18 protein-coding genes are annotated in these 17,145 nt (G+C 71.3%); 6 read left to right on the top strand and 12 right to left on the bottom strand.

What is annotated here, in order from left to right; translation table 11 throughout:
- Positions 1–54 precede the first annotated feature (54 nt).
- Positions 55–510: an HIT family protein gene (locus tag OHT61_RS19535; protein WP_329040057.1), complete on the top strand. Its 456-nt coding sequence runs from the start codon at positions 55–57 to the stop codon at positions 508–510.
- An 87-nt stretch (positions 511–597) separates the two neighbouring features.
- Here OHT61_RS19535 and OHT61_RS19530 read toward each other — a convergent pair whose 3' ends face one another.
- Positions 598–1,413 (bottom strand): hypothetical protein, encoded by an 816-nt coding sequence (locus OHT61_RS19530; RefSeq protein WP_329040056.1) that lies wholly within the window; start codon positions 1,411–1,413, stop codon positions 598–600.
- A gap of 203 nt (positions 1,414–1,616) precedes the next feature.
- On the opposite strand from OHT61_RS19530, the gene coaA reads away from it, so the two are divergent.
- From coaA to OHT61_RS19515, 3 genes are all read left to right on the top strand, one after another.
- Entirely contained in the window at positions 1,617–2,609 is a 993-nt protein-coding gene (gene coaA, locus OHT61_RS19525) for a type I pantothenate kinase (RefSeq protein ID WP_329040055.1), read from the top strand.
- Between the two features lie 19 nt (positions 2,610–2,628).
- On the top strand, positions 2,629–3,588 hold the full coding sequence (locus OHT61_RS19520) for a DUF389 domain-containing protein (protein WP_329040054.1): 960 nt from the start codon (positions 2,629–2,631) through the stop codon (positions 3,586–3,588).
- Between the two features lie 143 nt (positions 3,589–3,731).
- Positions 3,732–5,309: a PH domain-containing protein gene (locus OHT61_RS19515; RefSeq protein ID WP_329040053.1), complete on the top strand. Its 1,578-nt coding sequence runs from the start codon at positions 3,732–3,734 to the stop codon at positions 5,307–5,309.
- A gap of 43 nt (positions 5,310–5,352) precedes the next feature.
- On the opposite strand, the gene glmM is transcribed toward OHT61_RS19515, so the two are convergent.
- The 4 genes from glmM to OHT61_RS19495 form a co-directional block, all read right to left on the bottom strand.
- The gene (glmM, locus tag OHT61_RS19510) at positions 5,353–6,711 is read right to left on the bottom strand and encodes a phosphoglucosamine mutase (protein ID WP_329040052.1); all 1,359 of its coding nucleotides are present in this window, start codon (positions 6,709–6,711) and stop codon (positions 5,353–5,355) included.
- A gap of 218 nt (positions 6,712–6,929) precedes the next feature.
- Positions 6,930–7,466, bottom strand: coding sequence for a 30S ribosomal protein S9 (rpsI, locus tag OHT61_RS19505; protein ID WP_033297615.1), 537 nt, complete (start codon positions 7,464–7,466; stop codon positions 6,930–6,932).
- 45 nt (positions 7,467–7,511) lie between these two features.
- Positions 7,512–7,955: a 50S ribosomal protein L13 gene (gene rplM, locus OHT61_RS19500; RefSeq protein WP_329040051.1), complete on the bottom strand. Its 444-nt coding sequence runs from the start codon at positions 7,953–7,955 to the stop codon at positions 7,512–7,514.
- Positions 7,956–8,186: 231 nt separating this feature from the next.
- Positions 8,187–9,806 carry an ABC-F family ATP-binding cassette domain-containing protein gene (locus OHT61_RS19495; RefSeq protein ID WP_329040050.1) on the bottom strand — a complete coding sequence of 540 codons (1,620 nt, stop codon included), beginning with the start codon at positions 9,804–9,806 and terminating at the stop codon, positions 8,187–8,189.
- 67 nt (positions 9,807–9,873) lie between these two features.
- Here OHT61_RS19495 and OHT61_RS19490 point away from each other — a divergent pair, with 67 nt between their 5' ends.
- Complete coding sequence (locus OHT61_RS19490) at positions 9,874–10,725, top strand: hypothetical protein (protein WP_329040049.1); 852 nt, start codon at positions 9,874–9,876, stop codon at positions 10,723–10,725.
- A 60-nt stretch (positions 10,726–10,785) separates the two neighbouring features.
- Positions 10,786–12,675, top strand: coding sequence for a DUF4034 domain-containing protein (locus tag OHT61_RS19485; RefSeq protein ID WP_329040048.1), 1,890 nt, complete (start codon positions 10,786–10,788; stop codon positions 12,673–12,675).
- Here OHT61_RS19485 and truA read toward each other — a convergent pair.
- From truA to infA, 7 genes are all read right to left on the bottom strand, one after another.
- On the bottom strand, positions 12,644–13,498 hold the full coding sequence (gene truA, locus OHT61_RS19480; protein WP_329040047.1) for a tRNA pseudouridine(38-40) synthase TruA: 855 nt from the start codon (positions 13,496–13,498) through the stop codon (positions 12,644–12,646). The two genes, OHT61_RS19485 and truA, sit on opposite strands and share 32 nt — an antisense overlap.
- A 79-nt stretch (positions 13,499–13,577) precedes the next feature.
- Positions 13,578–14,084, bottom strand: a complete 507-nt coding sequence (gene rplQ / locus OHT61_RS19475; RefSeq protein WP_329040046.1) for a 50S ribosomal protein L17 — start codon at positions 14,082–14,084, stop codon at positions 13,578–13,580.
- Between the two features lie 182 nt (positions 14,085–14,266).
- The gene (locus OHT61_RS19470) at positions 14,267–15,289 is read right to left on the bottom strand and encodes a DNA-directed RNA polymerase subunit alpha (RefSeq protein WP_024491600.1); all 1,023 of its coding nucleotides are present in this window, start codon (positions 15,287–15,289) and stop codon (positions 14,267–14,269) included.
- Between the two features lie 136 nt (positions 15,290–15,425).
- Positions 15,426–15,830, bottom strand: coding sequence for a 30S ribosomal protein S11 (gene rpsK, locus OHT61_RS19465; RefSeq protein ID WP_003956432.1), 405 nt, complete (start codon positions 15,828–15,830; stop codon positions 15,426–15,428).
- A 104-nt stretch (positions 15,831–15,934) separates the two neighbouring features.
- Complete coding sequence (rpsM, locus tag OHT61_RS19460; RefSeq protein ID WP_014047799.1) at positions 15,935–16,315, bottom strand: 30S ribosomal protein S13; 381 nt, start codon at positions 16,313–16,315, stop codon at positions 15,935–15,937.
- Between the two features lie 197 nt (positions 16,316–16,512).
- Positions 16,513–16,626, bottom strand: coding sequence for a 50S ribosomal protein L36 (gene rpmJ, locus OHT61_RS19455; RefSeq protein WP_003956441.1), 114 nt, complete (start codon positions 16,624–16,626; stop codon positions 16,513–16,515).
- A gap of 60 nt (positions 16,627–16,686) precedes the next feature.
- Complete coding sequence (gene infA / locus OHT61_RS19450) at positions 16,687–16,908, bottom strand: translation initiation factor IF-1 (RefSeq protein WP_003956442.1); 222 nt, start codon at positions 16,906–16,908, stop codon at positions 16,687–16,689.
- Positions 16,909–17,145 lie beyond the last annotated feature (237 nt).

Here is a 17,145-nt window from a genome sequence, read left to right as displayed (position 1 = left end):
GGTTTCGCGCGGGCGGCTGCGTCCGGGACCGGGCGGTCGCTACGCTCTCGGCCCATGGCGACTTCCGACTGCTACACCTGCGGCATGGAAGCGGAGTTCGACGCGCTGCCGCCGCGCGAGCGCGTCGCGTACGACCGGCACTGGCGGGTGGCCCACGCGACCGGGACCTCGCTGCCGGGCTGGCTGGTGCTGCTGCCCAGGCGCCACATCACGGCCGTGCACGAACTCACCGACGCGGAGGCGGCCGGTCTGGGGACCTGGCAGGTCAGGCTGTCCAGGGCGCTGCGCGCGGTCACGGGATGCGCCAAGACGTACGTCGTCCAGTTCGCCGAGGCCGAGGGCTTCGCCCATGTGCACTTCCACATCGTGCCGCGCGCCGGTGACCTGCCGCCGGAGCACCTCGGGGCCGGCGTCTTCGCGCTGCTGAGGCCGCCGGAGGGGCAGCGGGTGACGGCCGGGCGGGCGGACGGCGTGGCCCTCGCGCTCCGGGCGGAACTCGGCGGCGCTTAGGGCCCCCCGCGCACCGGCGGCGCCGCCTCCCCGTGCCGTGCGGGCGACGCGGGCACCGCACGGGCAGAGCGGCGGCGCCGCCGGCTTTCAGCGCACGTCGACGAAGTCGCCCGCGGCTGCGGCCGTCCCCGAGGTGGACGAGCCGCCGAAGGACCAGCGCCAGTAGCCGTCCACCGTGGCCTTGACGGTGGTCTTCAGCGAGCCCGTGCTGCTGGTCGTGGCCGTCTTGACCGTGGAGTAGACGGAACTGCCCGCCTTGCGGAACTGCAGGCTGACCGACGTGCCCGCGTAACCGGTGTACGCGTGCTTCACCCAGTCCGCGCGCTTGAGGCTGCCGGTGACGGTGATCGTCCCGCCCTTCGTCACCGGTTCGGGCGAGGCGTTGACCGTGGCCTTGGCCCAGCGCTTGACCTTCACGGCGCCGGAAGCGGTGACGTGCTGCTCCGCCTTGAGCCCGCCGCCCGGCTTCCAGAGCTGCGTCAGGACGCCGATGTTCCAGGTGGTGGCGTCGTTGTTCGAGTCGAGGTCGTAGCGCGGGTCGATGTACAGGCTGCCCTCGCAGTCCGCGATCCGTGCGGTCGTCGGGTAGCAGGTGTAGATGCCGGTGCGCAGGCCGCCGTCGTCCAGCCCCTTGGCCACGGTCGTGCCGTGGTACAGGAACGGACGCGCGGACCACGCGGACCAGTCGGACGTGCTGTAGCCGGAGGGCAGGGTGACCCGGAAGGTGAGGGAGGGCCGCTTCACGTCCGAGGTGCCCACGACGACGGTCGCTCCGCCGTTGACGACCACCCGCGACACGGTGATGCCGGTTCCGGCGGCCTGCGCCGGGGGAGCCGCGAACGCCGAGAGGGCGAGTGCCCCCACGATCACGCCCGCGGCTCCGGTTCTGCCGCTTGTCTTCATTCGCACCTCATCGCTCATGGAAGGGGATCCGCCGCGCCGGTGATCACCTGGCGCGGGCGGTGCGGCAGAGTACCAACAGGGTGCCCCCGCCCCTCCCGAAGAGTGATCCCCACCGCCCCGCAGGCCGCCTCCGCCGTGCGCGGCATCCCCCACGTGACCGACCCCACCTCCCACTCCGGGGCATGTCCCGCGACAATGAGTGCGTGATCACTTCGCCCGCACGGAGCCCCCGCCGCACCGAGCACGCGCCGACGCCCTACGTCGACCTGACCCGGGCGGAGTGGAGCGCACTGCGCGACAAGACCCCGCTGCCGCTGAGCGCCGAGGAGGTCGAGAAGCTGCGGGGCCTCGGCGACGTCATCGACCTCGACGAGGTCCGGGACGTCTACCTGCCGCTCTCCCGGCTCCTCAACCTCTACGTCCAGGCGACCTCGGGCCTGCGCGGGGCGCTGAACACCTTCCTGGGTGACGCGGGCAACGGGCACGGGGCGCAGCGCGGGACCCCGTTCGTCATAGGGGTCGCAGGCAGTGTGGCCGTGGGCAAGTCCACCTCCGCCCGCATCCTGCAGGCGCTGCTGGCCCGCTGGCCGGAGCACCCCCGCGTGGAGCTGGTGACGACGGACGGCTTCCTGCTCCCGATGAAGGAGCTCCAGGCGCGGGGGCTGATGTCGCGCAAGGGCTTCCCGGAGTCGTACGACCGGCGGGCGCTGACCCGGTTCGTCGCCGACATCAAGGCCGGCAAGGACGAGGTGACGGCTCCCGTCTACTCCCACCTGATCTACGACATCGTGCCGGGTGAGCGGCTCACCGTCCGCCGCCCCGACATCCTGATCGTCGAGGGCCTGAACGTGCTGCAGCCGGCGCTGCCCGGCAAGGACGGCCGGACCAGGGTCGGGCTCGCCGACTACTTCGACTTCAGCGTGTACGTGGACGCGAAGGCCGAGGACATCGAGACCTGGTACCTGAACCGCTTCCGCAGGCTGCGCGAGACGGCGTTCCAGAACCCGTTCTCCTACTTCCGCAAGTACACCCAGGTCTCCGAGTCGGAGGCGCTGGACTACGCGCGCACCATGTGGCGGACCATCAACAAGCCGAATCTGCTGGAGAACGTGGCGCCCACCAGGGGCCGTGCCACCCTGGTGCTGCGCAAGGGTCCGGACCACAAGGTCCAGAAGCTCTCGCTGCGCAAGCTCTGACCACGGAAAGGGTGCGCCCGTGCTGCATCTGCGCCTCATCGTGCCCGCCGAACGCACCGACGAGGTGGTGCGGTTGCTGGAGCGGACGGTGGGCACCGCGCACCTCGCCGTGCTCGCCGGAGTCGCGCGCAGCCCGGCCGGCGATGTCGTCCTGTGCGACGTGGCGCGGGAGGCCGGTGACGAACTGATCGGCGAGCTGCGCCGGTTGGGCATCGACGACGCGGGATCGATCACCGTCGAGAACATGGACCTGACGCTGTCCAGGCACGCCGACGAGGCGGAGCGGGCGGCACCGGGCGAGGGCGCCGACGCGGTGCTCTGGGAAGAACTGAGCGAGGTGACCCACGAGGAGTCGACCTTCAGCGCGACCTACGTCGCCTTCCTCTCCCTGGCCACGATGCTCGCCGCCTGCGGGGTGGTCCTGGACAACGCGGTCCTCATCGTCGGGGCGATGGCGGTGGGGCCGGAGTTCGGCCCGCTGGCGGGTATCTCGACGGCGCTGGTGCAGCGGGCACCCCGGCTCGTCGGGCGGTCGCTGTGGGCCCTGATCGGCGGCTTCGCCGTGGCGATGGTCCTGACGGCGGGGTTCGCGTGGCTGATGGACGCGCTCGGGCTGTTCAGCGCCGACATGATCAGGGCGGAGAGGCCGAACACGGGGTTCATCTGGCACCCGGACTGGACGTCCTTCGTCGTCGCTCTCCTCGCGGGCATCGCGGGCACGCTCTCGCTGACGTCGGCGAAGTCCGGGGCGCTGATCGGTGTGGCCATCTCGGTGACGACGGTTCCGGCCGCGGCGAACGCCGCCGTCGCCTTCAGCTACCAGGACCTCGAACAGACCTGGGGGTCGTCGGCGCAGCTGCTGGCCAACCTCGGCGGCATCGTGCTCGCGGGCACGTGCACGCTGCTGGTCCAGCGGGCGCTGTGGGCCGCCCAACGCCGGACGGACCCGGCCGTGAGGCCGGTTCCTTCCGGAGACTGACGGCACGTCACGCGCGGGGGTACGCCACGACGCCTGCGGACGCCGGGCCGCGCCCGCGGGTGACGGACCGGCAGGGTGGCGGGCGCCGAAACTGCCGTACACCGCACAGGCGGGGGCGGTCCCGCCGGTGACACGATCCCGGCATGACCGACACCCCGGATGTGATCCCGCGCCGCCGCAGGAGGCGTGCCGCCCGGTACTCCGCAGTCCTCGTCGCGGCGGGGGCCGGCCTGGCCGCCGTGCGCCCGGCCTGCGGTGCCGGCTTCCCGGACCTGTGGTCGGCCGTGGGTCTGCTGCTCGCGCTGCTGGGTCTCGTGTGCCTGTACGCCGCCACCGCCCGGGTCACCGCCGACGACCACGGCCTGCGTTCCCGGACGCTGCTGCGCCGGCGGAGCATGCCGTGGTCCGATGTCGCCGAGCTGCGCGCCCGCGTCCAGCGCGGGCGGCACCAGGACATCCACCGCGTCGAGGTCCTGCTGCGCGACGGACGCACGCGACGGCTGCCTCTGACGCCCGACGGGTCCTCCGGGGGCCGGGCGGACTTCGACGCGGAGCTGTACGGGCTCCGTGCACTGCACCACCGTCATGGCGGCCCGGAGCCGGGTCGTGCCCCCGTCCTCTCGCACCGCACCGCCGGAGGCGGCTCGGCCGTGTCGTGGATCCTGTGCGTCCTGCTGCTCGCGGGCGCGGGCCTGGCGGCGTGGTTCGTGCCGGCCGCCGCCTCGACGAAGCAGGCGTGGACGTCGGCGGTCCCCTGCACCGCGGACACCCCCGCCACGGAGCGGGGCGACTGTCTGAGCACGCGCCGCGCGGTGATCTCGGGGACGGACGTCGGCATGGGCAGGCAGAGCAGTTGGCTGTACTTCGCCGACGGCGGTCCGTCGGAACGCCTCGGGGTCTCGCAGGAGGGCGCCCGGGGGTTCCACCCCGGAGACGGCGTCGAGCTGACGCTGTGGCGGGGGCGCGTGAGGGTGGTCGCCGGAGAGCACCACGTCTGGCGCGAGCACTTCCCAGGCGCGGGAGACGTGGCCGTCGTCGCGGCCGGCTGCGCCCTCGCCGCGGGCTACCCCGGTGCCCGGATCCTGCTGCGCAGGCGGAGCAGCCGCCGACTGGCCGCGGACGAGGTCGTCCCCTCCGCCCTGCCGTTCGCCGCGGCCCTCGCCGGTACGGCCGGGTGGCTGCTGCCGCTGTGCTACGTCCACCCGGCCGACCCGCTCGGCTCCCCCGTGGCCCTCGCGTGGACGGCCTCGGGCGTGGCCGCCACCCTGGGCATGCTCGCCTGGGCCTGGCGGGCCACCCGTGTCCGCACACCCGGGGACCCGGTGATGCCGGGGGACGCCGCGGCGCCCGGGGACGAGGCCTCTCCGGAGACGACGGAGCTGTTCCTGGCCGCCCGCTTCCTCGACGGGACCGACTACAACCCGGACTGCTTCGGCACCCACGTCGTCCTGGGGAGCGGCCCGCCCGCGGTGACACCCCATTCGGGTCCCGGCCGGTTCGCGGCCAGGCGGATCCCGGTGGAACGGCTCACCGTCACGAACGTACGGCGGGTCAGGGGCGGCGACGGCGACGGCGTCCACGGGAACTGGCACGTCGCCGAACTCGACGACGCGGGCACGCCGGTCCGCCTCGCCGCCGCCCCTGACGACCTGACCCGCATCCTCCGTGAGCTGCGACGCCGGACGGACCCGGCCGTGAGGCCGGGTCCGTCCGGGAGTTGAGAGGCCGTCCGGTACGGGTGTCCGTCCAGGAGCCGAGGGGCCGTCAGCCGAGTGCGGACTTCACGACGTCGGCCAGCCGGCCCGCCACCGCACGCGCCTGTTCGAGGTCGGCCGCCTCGACCATGACCCGTACGAGGGGCTCGGTGCCCGACTTGCGCAGGAGCACCCTTCCCGTGTCGCCCAATTCGCGCTCGGCCTCGGTGACCGCGGCGGCGAGCTCGGCCGAGGTGTCGACACGGGACTTGTCGACGTCCGGCACGTTGACGAGGACCTGCGGGAGGCGCTGCATCACGCCGGCCAGGTCGGCGAGCGTGCGCCCGGTCGCCGCGACCCTGGCCGCGAGCATCAGGCCGGTCAGGGTGCCGTCGCCGGTGGTGGCGTGGTCCAGGACGATGACGTGTCCGGACTGCTCGCCGCCGAGCGCGAAGCCCTCGGCCTTCATCGACTCCAGGACGTAGCGGTCGCCGACGGCGGTCTGGACGAGGTGGATGCCCTCGCGCTCCATGGCCATCTTGAAGCCGAGGTTCGACATGACCGTGCCGACGACGGTGTCCTTGCGCAGGTGTCCGGTCTCACGCATGGCGAGGGCGAGCACGGCCAGGATCTGGTCGCCGTCGATCTCCTCGCCCGCGGCGTCCACGGCCAGGCAGCGGTCGGCGTCGCCGTCGTGCGCGATGCCGAGGTCGGCGCCGTGCTCGACGACCGCGTTCCGCAGCAGGGACAGGTGGGTGGAGCCGCAGCCGTCGTTGATGTTGAGCCCGTCGGGCTCGGCACCGATGGTGACGACCTCGGCGCCGGCCCGGGCGAAGGCCTCGGGCGAGACGCGGGCGGCGGCGCCGTGCGCCTCGTCGAGGACGACCTTCAGTCCGTCGAGCCGGTTCGGCAGGACGCCGATGAGGTGGGCGACGTAGCGGTCGAAGCCCTCGGTGTAGTCGGTGACCCGGCCCACGCCCGCGCCGGTCGGGCGGTTCCACGGCTCACCGGTGCGGTGCTGCTCGTAGACCGTCTCGATGCGGTCCTCCAGCTCGTCGGCGAGCTTGTGACCGCCGCGGGCGAAGAACTTGATGCCGTTGTCCGGCATGGCGTTGTGGCTCGCGGAGAGCATGACACCGATGTCGGCCCCCAGGGAGCCGGTGAGGTAGGCCACGGCCGGGGTCGGCAGCACTCCGACCCGCAGCACGTCCACGCCCGCGCTGGCCAGGCCCGCCACGACGGCGGCCTCCAGGAACTCTCCGGACGCGCGGGGGTCGCGGCCCACCACGGCGGTCGGCCGATGCCCCTCGAAGGTCCCCGCCTCGGCCAGTACGTGCGCCGCCGCGACCGAGAGCCCGAGCGCGAGCTCGGCCGTCAGGTCCGCGTTGGCGACACCGCGTACGCCGTCCGTGCCGAAGAGTCGTCCCACTGTCGTCCTCCGAGGTGCTCCGAAACCGCAAAACCAAAGTAATCAAAACAGGGCATAGCGTGGCAAGGCGCAGCAAAGAAGGGCGCGCCCGAGGCTTCCGGCCCGATGAACATGCAAGCGTATGAAGCCGTTATACGCCCGCGAGGGCTGATAAACGAACGCCCCAGCAGCACAGGTGTGCCGCCGGGGCGAACGTGTAACGCGTGCGAGCAGGCGATTTAGCGCTTGCTGTACTGCGGAGCCTTACGGGCCTTCTTGAGACCGGCCTTCTTGCGCTCGACCGCACGGTCGTCGCGGGAGAGGAAGCCGGCCTTCTTCAGCGTGGCGCGGTTGTTGTCCACGTCCGCCTCGTTCAGCGCGCGGGCCACACCGAGGCGCAGGGCGCCGGCCTGACCCGAGACGCCGCCACCCGAGATGCGGGCGATGACGTCGTAGCGGCCGTCGAGCTCGAGCACCTTGAAGGGCTCGTTGACTTCCTGCTGGTGCACCTTGTTGGGGAAGTAGTCCTCAAGGGTGCGACCGTTGATCTTCCACTTGCCGGTGCCCGGAACGATCCGGACGCGGGCGATGGCGTTCTTGCGACGGCCAAGGCCGGCCGCGGGCTGCGGGTCGCCGAAGCGGCCCGCGAGCGACTCGGAGGTGTACTCACCCTCGACGGGGACCTCCGACTCGAAGGTGGTCACCTCGGCGAAGGTCTCTTCGCCCTCGGTGCCCGCTGCGTCGTCAGCGGTCGTCTCAACAGTGGTCTCGGCCACGATTCTCCTCAGATCTTTCTTTACGTCTTTGGGGGGAGGCCGGAACTACTGCGCGACCTGGGTGATCTCGTACGGGACCGGCTGCTGCGCAGCGTGCGGGTGCTGGTCGCCCGCGTAGACCTTCAGCTTGGAGATCATCTGACGACCCAGGGTGTTCTTGGGGATCATGCCCTTGATGGCCTTCTCGATGGCCTTCTCGGGGTTCTTGGCGAGAAGCTCGTCGTAACGAACCGAACGCAGACCGCCCGGGAAGCCGGAGTGGCGGTACGCCATCTTCTGGGTCTTCTTGTTGCCGGAGAGGTGGACCTTCTCGGCGTTGATGATGATGACGAAGTCGCCCATGTCCATGTGGGGGGCGTAGATCGCCTTGTGCTTGCCTCGCAGGAGGTTCGCAGCCGTGGTGGCCAGGCGGCCGAGGACGATGTCCTCGGCGTCGATGATGTGCCACTGGCGAGTGACATCGCCGGGCTTGGGGCTGTACGTACGCACGTCGTAGCCTTCGCTTCTTCAGTGGATGAGGTCCAGACACATGGCACCTGAAGCGATATGCAGCTGGGGCTCACAAGGCCGGGACACCGCCCGTATGCGAACCACTGGTAACTGCTCCAGAGAACCTACGCATGGCCCTTCGCGTGAGAACGACGAAGCCAATACGTATAACAACCATTGACAGTACCCGCCCCGGCCCGGACGGGTCAAAACGCGTCAGCCCCACCGCCCCTAACGGGCCCGTTCCACCCGGCGCTCGTCCCAGACCGGTTCCGTGGTCTCCCGCACCACCCCGTCCGAGCCGAAGACCAGGTACCGGTCGAAGGACTTCGCGAACCAGCGGTCGTGCGTGACGGCCATCACCGTGCCGTCGTACACCTCAAGACCGTCCTGGAGTGCCTCGGCGGACTCCAGGTCCAGGTTGTCCGTCGGCTCGTCCAGCAGCAGCGCGGTCGTGCCGGCCAGCTCCAGGAGCAGGATCTGGAAGCGCGCCTGCTGTCCGCCGGACAGCCTCTCGAAGGCCTGGTCGCCCTGGCGCTCCAGCTCGTAGCGCCGCAGCACCGACATCGCGGCCCCGCGGTCCTTGGCGTGCTCCGACCACAGGATCTCGACCAGGGTCTTGCCGAGCAGCTCCGGGTGGGCGTGGGTCTGGGCGAAGTGACCGGCCACGACGCGCGCCCCGAGCTTCCACTCGCCGGTGTGCGCCACCTGCTCCCCCGCGAGCAGCCGCAGGAAGTGCGACTTCCCCGACCCGTTGGAGCCGAGCACGGCCACCCGCTCGCCGTAGTAGATCTCCAGGTCGAAGGGCTTCATCAGGCCGGTCAGCTCCAGGCCGGTGCACGTCACCGCCCGCACCCCGGTCCGCCCGCCGCGCAGCCGCATCCTGATGTCCTGCTCGCGCGGCGGCTCCGGCGGCGGGCCCGCCTCCTCGAACTTCTTGAAGCGGGTCTGCATCGCGTGGTAGCGGTTCGCCATGTCGGGGCTGTTCGCCGCCTGCTGCCGCATCCGCAGGACGAGCGCCTTCAGCCGGGCGTGCTCCTCCTCCCAGCGGCGCAGCAGCTCCTCGAAGCGCGCGAACCGCTCCTTGCGGGCCTGGTGGTAGGTGCCGAACCCGCCGCCGTGCACCCACACGTCCGAGCCGGCCGCGCTGGGCTCCACGCTGACGATCTTCTCGGCGGCCCTGGAGAGGAGTTCCCGGTCGTGGGACACGAAGAGGACCGTCTTGCGGGTCTCCTTCAGCTTCTCCTCCAGCCACCGCTTGCCGGGCACGTCCAGGTAGTTGTCCGGCTCGTCCAGGAGCAGCACCTCGTCGGGGCCCCGCAGCAGCGCCTCCAGGACCAGGCGCTTCTGCTCGCCGCCGCTGAGCGTGCGCACCTCGCGCCACTGCGCCTTCTCGTACGGCACGCCGAGCGCGGCCATGGTGCACATGTCCCACAGCGTCTCGGCCTCGTAGCCGCGCGCCTCCGCCCAGTCGCTCAGTGCCTGCGCGTACGCCATCTGCGCGGCCTCGTCGTCCACCGCGAGGATGCGCTCCTCGGCGGCGTCGACGGCCTTCGCCGCCTCCCTGATCCGCGGCTGGGCCACGGACACCAGCAGGTCGCGGACGGTGCGCTCGTCGCGGACGGCCCCGACGAACTGGGCCATCACGCCGAGCCCGCCGCTCACCGAGACCGAGCCTCCGTGCGGCTGGATCTCCCCGGCGAGCAGCCGCAGGAGCGTCGTCTTGCCGGCCCCGTTCGCTCCGACCAGGGCGACGACCGCGCCGTCGGCCACCCGGAACGAGGCGTCGCCGAGCAGCACCCGCCCGTCCGGTAGGTAGTACTCCAGGTGGCCCGCTTCAAGATGTCCCATGCGCATCATTGTCACGGCCCGAGAACCGTTGGCCCAACCGGATTAGGGGCGGTCTAGGATTCGCCGCATGAGCTTTGGGCAAGGGGGGCCCTCCTGGGGGCCGGGAGACAGCCGGACTCCGGACTGGGCGGCGCTCGCCGAGGCGTCCGAGGCACGCGGCAGACGCAGGAAGTGGCTGCTGATCGGCGGGGGCGCGCTGGCCACCGCGGCGGTCGCCGCGATCGTGGCCACGGCCGTCATCACGACCAGCGGCAAGGGCGGCACGTCCGGCTCGGACAAGAACGCGAGCGAGCTGCCCGCCCCCGAGGACCTGCCCCCGGAGAGCGCCGCGCCCCAGCCGTCCTTCTCCTCGGTGGCGCCGCCGCCCCCGCCGGACCCGAAGGACTTCATAGCCGACGAGAAGAAGGACAGGGCGCCCGTCACCGTCGACGCCTTCTTCCCCGGCAGGAGGCTGACCATGGGCGACCGCGTCTATGCCAAGGGCGCCACCGCCCGGACGACGGACTGCGCGGCCACGACCCAGGGCGCCCTGGGCTCGATCCTCGCCGCGCACGGGTGCGACCAGGTCATCCGTGCCACGTACAGCAGGAGCGGGGTCGCGGTCACCGTCGGCGTCGCCGTCTTCGCCACCGAGGCGCAGGCCGGGAAGGCGGCCCGGCAGGCGTCCGGCGGCCTAGCGTCCCTCAGCGGGTCGGGGGTCCCGACGTTCTGCCGGGGCGGGTCGGTATGCCGGCGCACCGCCAACTCCTACGGGCGCTACGCCTACTTCACCGTCGGCGGCTTCACCAGCGGGAAGAACGTCACCACGGCGGACAAGAACGTGTACGCGGTCGGCGACGACCTCACCGACTTCACCTTCCGCCAGATCCGGCACCGCGGCGAGGTCCAGGCGTCGGCGGCGGCCGCGCCGGTCACCTGACAGCCGGCCGCCGCTCCACGCACCCCTCCCGTCCCTCCCCTCCACCGAGGAACCGCCGCCGTGCGTCTGTCCGCCTTCCTCACCATCCCGCGCGTCCTGCGCCACAGCGACGCCATAGGGGCCGACCTGCCCCCGGACGAGGCGGTGGTGGTCGACGCGCCCGACCCTTCGTTGCGGGTGGCGCTCGCCGCCGCGTCGGCCGGTGACCACGGACCGGCCGCCGAGCTGCTCGCCGCCACCCGCGAGCACGCGCAGTGGGAACACAGGGACGCCTGCGTCTCCCGGCTGGCACGGGCGTCGCTGCACCATCCGGGCTGGCTGGACGCCTGGCTGGAGGAGTCGCCGGAGGACCCCGACGCCGTGCTGGTCAAGGCGGACCAGTACGTCCACCAGGCGTGGCAGATACGCACGGGCGCCCGGGCCAGGCACGTGGAGGCCGACCAGTTCCGGGCGTTCCACGCGGTGCTGCGGGACGCGGTCCCGGTGATCTCCGCCGCCGCCGAGCTCAACCCCGACGATCCGGTGCCGTGGCGCATCGCGCTGACCCAGGCCCGGGGCATCCAGGCGCCGCGGGAGGTCTTCGACTCCTACCTGGCCGAGGCCGCGGACCGCGATCCGCACCACGAGGGCTGTCACGTCCAGGCCCTGCAGTACCTCTGCGCCAAGTGGTACGGCTCCCACGAGGACATGTTCGACTTCGCCGAGCGGGCCGCCGGCCAGGCGCCGCCGGGCTCCCGGCTGCACGCGCTGCCCCTCCAGGCAGTCGTGGAGTACCTGATCGCCGACGGCGCGGCCGAGGGCCCCGGCCCGTACGCGCAGCGGGCCGAGGCGGCGGTGAGCCGTGCCCAGGCCCTCTCGGAGAGCTACGCGCCGGGGGACCGCGAGGCGGCCGGCTTCCGCAACCACCTCGCCCTGGTCCTGTGGTCGACGAACCGCTACGAGGAGGCCCTCGACGCCTTCCGCGGCATAGGGGTGCACGCCACCACTTTCCCCTGGACCTACTTCGGCGACGCCCGGGACGAGTTCCTGGAGGCCCGCTCGGACACCCGGGTCGAGCTGGCGATGAAGGTCCCCTTCTTCCGCAGGCCGCCAGGCCCTCCTGCGGCCGGGGCACCCGACTGGGAGCGCGCACTCGCGCCCCGTTCCGTCGCCATCGCCTCCACCGGCCCCACCGAGCTCGCCCAGGCGGCTCTGATCTGCGGCCACAGCCTGCGCACTGCCCCGGCCGGCGACCGTCACACGTACGTCGAGATCGTCCCGGACCCGGTCCGCGGCAAGCGGGCCGGGCTGCTCCCCCACGATCCGCTGACCTCGGCGGCCGACAACTTCACGACGGCCGAGGACTGGCCCGCCCTCGTCCTGCACCGCACCCCGGAGCGCAGCAGCTTCACCCTCCTGCACCGGGGCAGGCAGGTGGCGCACCACGTCTGGGAGACCGCCGCCCCGGCCGCCGACCACACCGAGGCGAGCGCGACCGCCGCCGCGCTCGCCCGCGTCTACGGGCTCACCGACCCGCGCCCCCTCGCCCACGTCCTGCGGGCCACCGGCGACCCCGCCCGTCACCAGGGCGAACTCGTCGCCGCTCTGGGCCTCCCCCCGCTGCCGCCGGGCTACGGCGGTGACCAGGAGATCCTGGCCCGCCTGCCGGGCGCCCGTGTGCTGGCCCGGCGGGGATTCCTCGCGGGGATGCGCGACACCATGACCACGAAGGACGGTGTGCACCCGGAGGCGGCCGCCTCCGACGAGCCGCACCCGGCGGGCTGGTGGGTCCTGCGCACGGCGGGCCTGCTGTTCTTCACGGCCGCCGCCGTCTACGCCTGGTGGACCCCGGACATCGGCTGGTTCCGCTCCACGGTGTCCAGTGCGCTCGCCGCGTACTTCGCGGCCGGACTGGTCCGCGCCCTGCGCCGCAGGCCGGTCAGCAGCAGCCGGCCCCCGGCAGCGTCCTGACGTTCCTGGCCTCCAGGGCCCTCGCCGCCAGCTGGCCGTCGGCCGGATAGGCCACTTCCTCCAGCGTCAGTCCGTGCGGCCGCACGACGTGCACGGCGGGGTCCCGGACCTTCGCCGCGAGCACCTCGGCCGGCCACCGCGCGGGCCGGCGCCCGTCCCCCACGAACAGGGCGGCGCCGATCAGCGCCCGCACCATGTTGTGGCAGAAGGCGTCGGCCTGCACCGTCGCCGTCAGCACACCCGACTCCGCGTCCCGCACCCAGTGCAGTTTCTGCAGCGTGCGGATGGTCGTGGCGCCCTCGCGCTTCTTGCAGTACGCGGCGAAGTCGTGCTCGCCCACCATCAGGGCCGCCGCCTCGTTCATCGCGTCCAGGTCCAGCGGACGGTCGTGCCACAGCACATGGCCGCGCGTGAGCGGGTCCACCCCGCCCGGCCGGTCCCCCACCCGGTAGGCGTAGCGGCGCCACAGCGCGGAGAAGCGTGCGTTGAACCCTGCGGGGGCCTCGGCCGCCCGCCAGATCCGCACGTCGAGCGGGAGGCGTCCCGCCATGCGCCGCAGCAGCTTCTCCCGGTGCTCCTCCCACACCGCCGCCGGGAGGTCGACGTGCGCGACCTGTCCGCGCGCGTGCACCCCGGCGTCCGTCCGCCCCGCGACCGTCAGGTCGTACGTCACCGACGACCGCGTCACGGTGCGCAGCGCGTCCTCGATCTCGCCCTGCACGGTGCGTCTGCTGGTCTGCTTCGCCCAGCCGGAGAAGTCCTTCCCGTCGTACGAAAGGTCCAGCCGTACCCGTACGGAACCGGGCTCTGCCTCGTCACTCACCTGCGCATCCTCTCAAAGCAGAACGGGCCCGCACCGCCCCGAAGGGTGGTGCGGGCCCGTTCCAGGGGTCTCAGGACGCTCAGGCGTCCTTGGAGTCCTCGGCAGCGGCCTCGGCCGGCTTGGCGTCCTCGACGGTCTCGGCCGGAGCCTCGTCCTTCTTGAGGGCGTCCTCCTTGACCGCGCGCTTCGTCGCGGCCTCGGCCTCACCGGTGGCCTGCTGGGCCACGGTCAGGGCCTCGACCAGCTCGATGACGGCCATCGGGGCGTTGTCGCCACGACGGTTGCCGATCTTGGTGATGCGGGTGTAACCACCGGGGCGGTTCTCGTACCGCGGGGCGATCTCGGTGAAGAGCGTGTGCACGATGCCCTTGTCCGTGATCGACTGCAGCACCAGGCGACGGTTGTGGATGTCGCCCTTCTTCGCCTTGGTGATGAAACGCTCGGCGACCGGACGCAGGCGGCGGGCCTTTGCCTCGGTCGTGGTGATGCGGCCGTGCTCGAACAGCGACTTCGCGAGGTTGATGAGAAGAAGCTTCTCGTGCGCAGCGCTGCCGCCCAGACGGGCACCCTTGGCGGGCTGAGGCATGGTTTTTCTCCTTGTGTGCTGCACCGGCCGTATCAGGTACCGGTGTCAGTTCCCGTGAGGCGGACGCCCCGCGGAAGTTCCTGTCCGGCCGCGGCGCGTCGCGCCGGCGGACGGCTCGGGGGCCCGGGGCCCCCGGTCCGGCGAGGGGCACCCGGACAACCGGGCACCCTGCCGGGGGTGGATCAGTACTGCTCGGTCTCCACGAAACCGGCGTCCGCGTCGTCGTCGGCACCGAAGGCGTCGGCGGCGGCGGTCGGGTCGAAGCCGGGAGGCGAGTCCTTGAGCGCGAGGCCCATACCGGCCAGCTTCGCCTTGACCTCGTCGATCGACTTGGCGCCGAAGTTGCGGATGTCGAGCAGGTCCGCCTCGGAGCGGGCCACGAGCTCACCCACGGAGTGGATGCCCTCGCGCTTGAGGCAGTTGTACGAACGGACCGTGAGCTCGAGCTCCTCGATCGGCAGCGCCAGATCGGCGGCGAGCGCGGCGTCCGTCGGGGACGGGCCCATGTCGATGCCCTCGGCGTCGATGTTGAGCTCGCGCGCCAGACCGAACAGCTCGACCAGGGTCTTGCCGGCCGACGCCATGGCGTCACGGGGACGCATGGCCTGCTTGGTCTCGACGTCGACGATCAGCTTGTCGAAGTCGGTGCGCTGCTCGACACGGGTCGCCTCGACCTTGTACGTGACCTTGAGCACCGGCGAGTAGATGGAGTCGACCGGGATACGGCCGATCTCCTGGCCCACCTGCTTGTTCTGGACGGCCGAGACGTAGCCGCGACCGCGCTCGACGGTCAGCTCCATCTCCAGCTTGCCCTTGCCGTTCAGCGTGGCCATGACGAGGTCCGGGTTGTGCACCTCGACACCGGCCGGCGGGGCGATGTCGGCGGCGGTGACCAGGCCGGGACCCTGCTTGCGCAGGTACATCACGACCGGCTCGTCGTGCTCCGAGGAGACGACCAGCTGCTTGATGTTGAGGATGAGGTCGGTGACGTCCTCCTTGACGCCCGGCACGGTGGTGAACTCGTGCAGGACACCGTCGATCCGGATGCTGGTGACAGCGGCACCGGGGATCGAGGAGAGGAGCGTGCGACGCAGGGAGTTGCCGAGGGTGTAACCGAAGCCCGGCTCCAGCGGCTCGATCACGAACCGGGAGCGGAACTCGTCGACGACCTCTTCGGTCAGCGACGGACGCTGAGCGATAAGCATGTGGTGATCCTTCAGTCGTGGGCACCCACTATTTGATGCCCGACAGATGAAACAAGGGTACGGGCGGCACACCCCCGAAGAGGTATGCCGCCCGGACCCACGCTACTGACGCACGGCCGTCACCGGCCGTAGCGGGTCAGACGCGGCGACGCTTCGGCGGACGGCAGCCGTTGTGCGGCGTCGGGGTGACGTCCTGGATCGAACCGACCTCGAGGCCCGTGGCCTGGAGGGAGCGGATCGCGGTCTCACGGCCGGAGCCGGGACCCTTGACGAAGACGTCGACCTTGCGCATGCCGTGCTCCTGCGCGCGGCGGGCGGCCGACTCGGCGGCCATCTGCGCGGCGAAGGGGGTGGACTTGCGCGAGCCCTTGAAGCCGACGTGGCCGGCGGAGGCCCAGGAGATCACGTTGCCCGAGGGGTCCGTGATCGAGACGATGGTGTTGTTGAACGTGCTCTTGATGTGGGCGTGCCCGTGAGCGACGTTCTTCTTTTCCTTGCGACGCACCTTCTTGGCTGCGCCCTGACGACCCTTGGGGGGCATGTCTTGACTCCAGATGGAGAGGGGAGGTGATCGGTCCTACAGCGAAGACCGCTGGTTGCTGCGGCGTCCGGTGACCCGGAGCCCCGCAGTGCGTCCGCTGAGGACTACTTCTTGCCCGGCTTCTTCTTACCGGCGATGGCGCGACGCGGGCCCTTACGGGTACGCGCGTTGGTGCTGGTGCGCTGACCGTGGACCGGCAGACCGCGACGGTGCCGGATGCCCTGGTAGCAGCCGATCTCGATCTTGCGGCGGATGTCGCCCTGGATCTCGCGGCGAAGGTCACCCTCGGTGCGGAGGTTGGCGTCCACGTACTCGCGGATCTTGACCAGGTCCTCTTCGGCCAGGTCGCGAACGCGGGTGTTGGGGTTCACGCCGGTGGTGGCGAGGATCTCCTTGGACCGGGTGCGCCCGATACCGAAGACGTAGGTGAGGGCAACCTCCACGCGCTTTTCGCGCGGGATGTCAACACCTGAAACGCGTGCCATTCAATGGCTCCAGTTGTCATGTCGGGGGTCTACCGCAGTGCCACTCCCGAACGCCGACCCCGCCCGTGTGGGAAGGGGTGGTACGCCCGGGTCCCCGGCCCCCGCCGGAGGTGTCGTCAGCCGAAGCTTGGACGGGCTCTGCGTATGTACGTTTACGTGCGTCGCGCGAAGAGCTGCGAGATGCAGGTGGTCGTGCGTCAGCCCTGGCGCTGCTTGTGGCGCAGGTTGTCGCAGATGACCATGACCCGGCCGTGACGGCGGATCACCTTGCACTTGTCGCAGATCTTCTTGACGCTCGGCTTGACCTTCATGGGATGTCAGGTTCTCCGGGTCAGTGCCCACACCGCGCCGAAGCGGGGTGGAGACAAGATCTACTTGTAGCGGTAGACGATCCGGCCACGCGTCAGGTCGTACGGAGAAAGCTCCACGACGACCCGGTCATCCGGGAGGATGCGGATGTAGTGCATCCGCATCTTGCCGCTGATGTGCGCGAGGACCTTGTGACCGTTCTGGAGTTCCACCTTGAACATGGCGTTCGGGAGGGACTCGATCACGGTGCCCTCAATTTCGATGGCACCTTGCTTCTTGGCCACGCTTCGCCCTTCGAATCGGCTACCTTGATCGACTCTCCACACTCGTGTGCAGACATACGGGCACACTGATGCACGAGAGCCGACGAGTCAGTCTACGTCAGCGGACTCCAAAAGACGAATCCGTCAAGTTTGCCCACTTCCCCTGATCCTTAGACACGGATCAGCCGGACAGTCCTGCGGGCGGCCTCCCGCGAGCCCGGCCGGCCCAGCGGGCCCGGCGCCGCCTCCACGCCGCCG

It is taken from the genome of Streptomyces sp. NBC_00178 (assembly GCF_036206005.1).
Classification (GTDB): domain Bacteria; phylum Actinomycetota; class Actinomycetes; order Streptomycetales; family Streptomycetaceae; genus Streptomyces.
The sequence above is the reverse complement of the archived record's forward strand: the minus strand, read 5'-3'. Positions and strand labels throughout refer to the sequence as shown.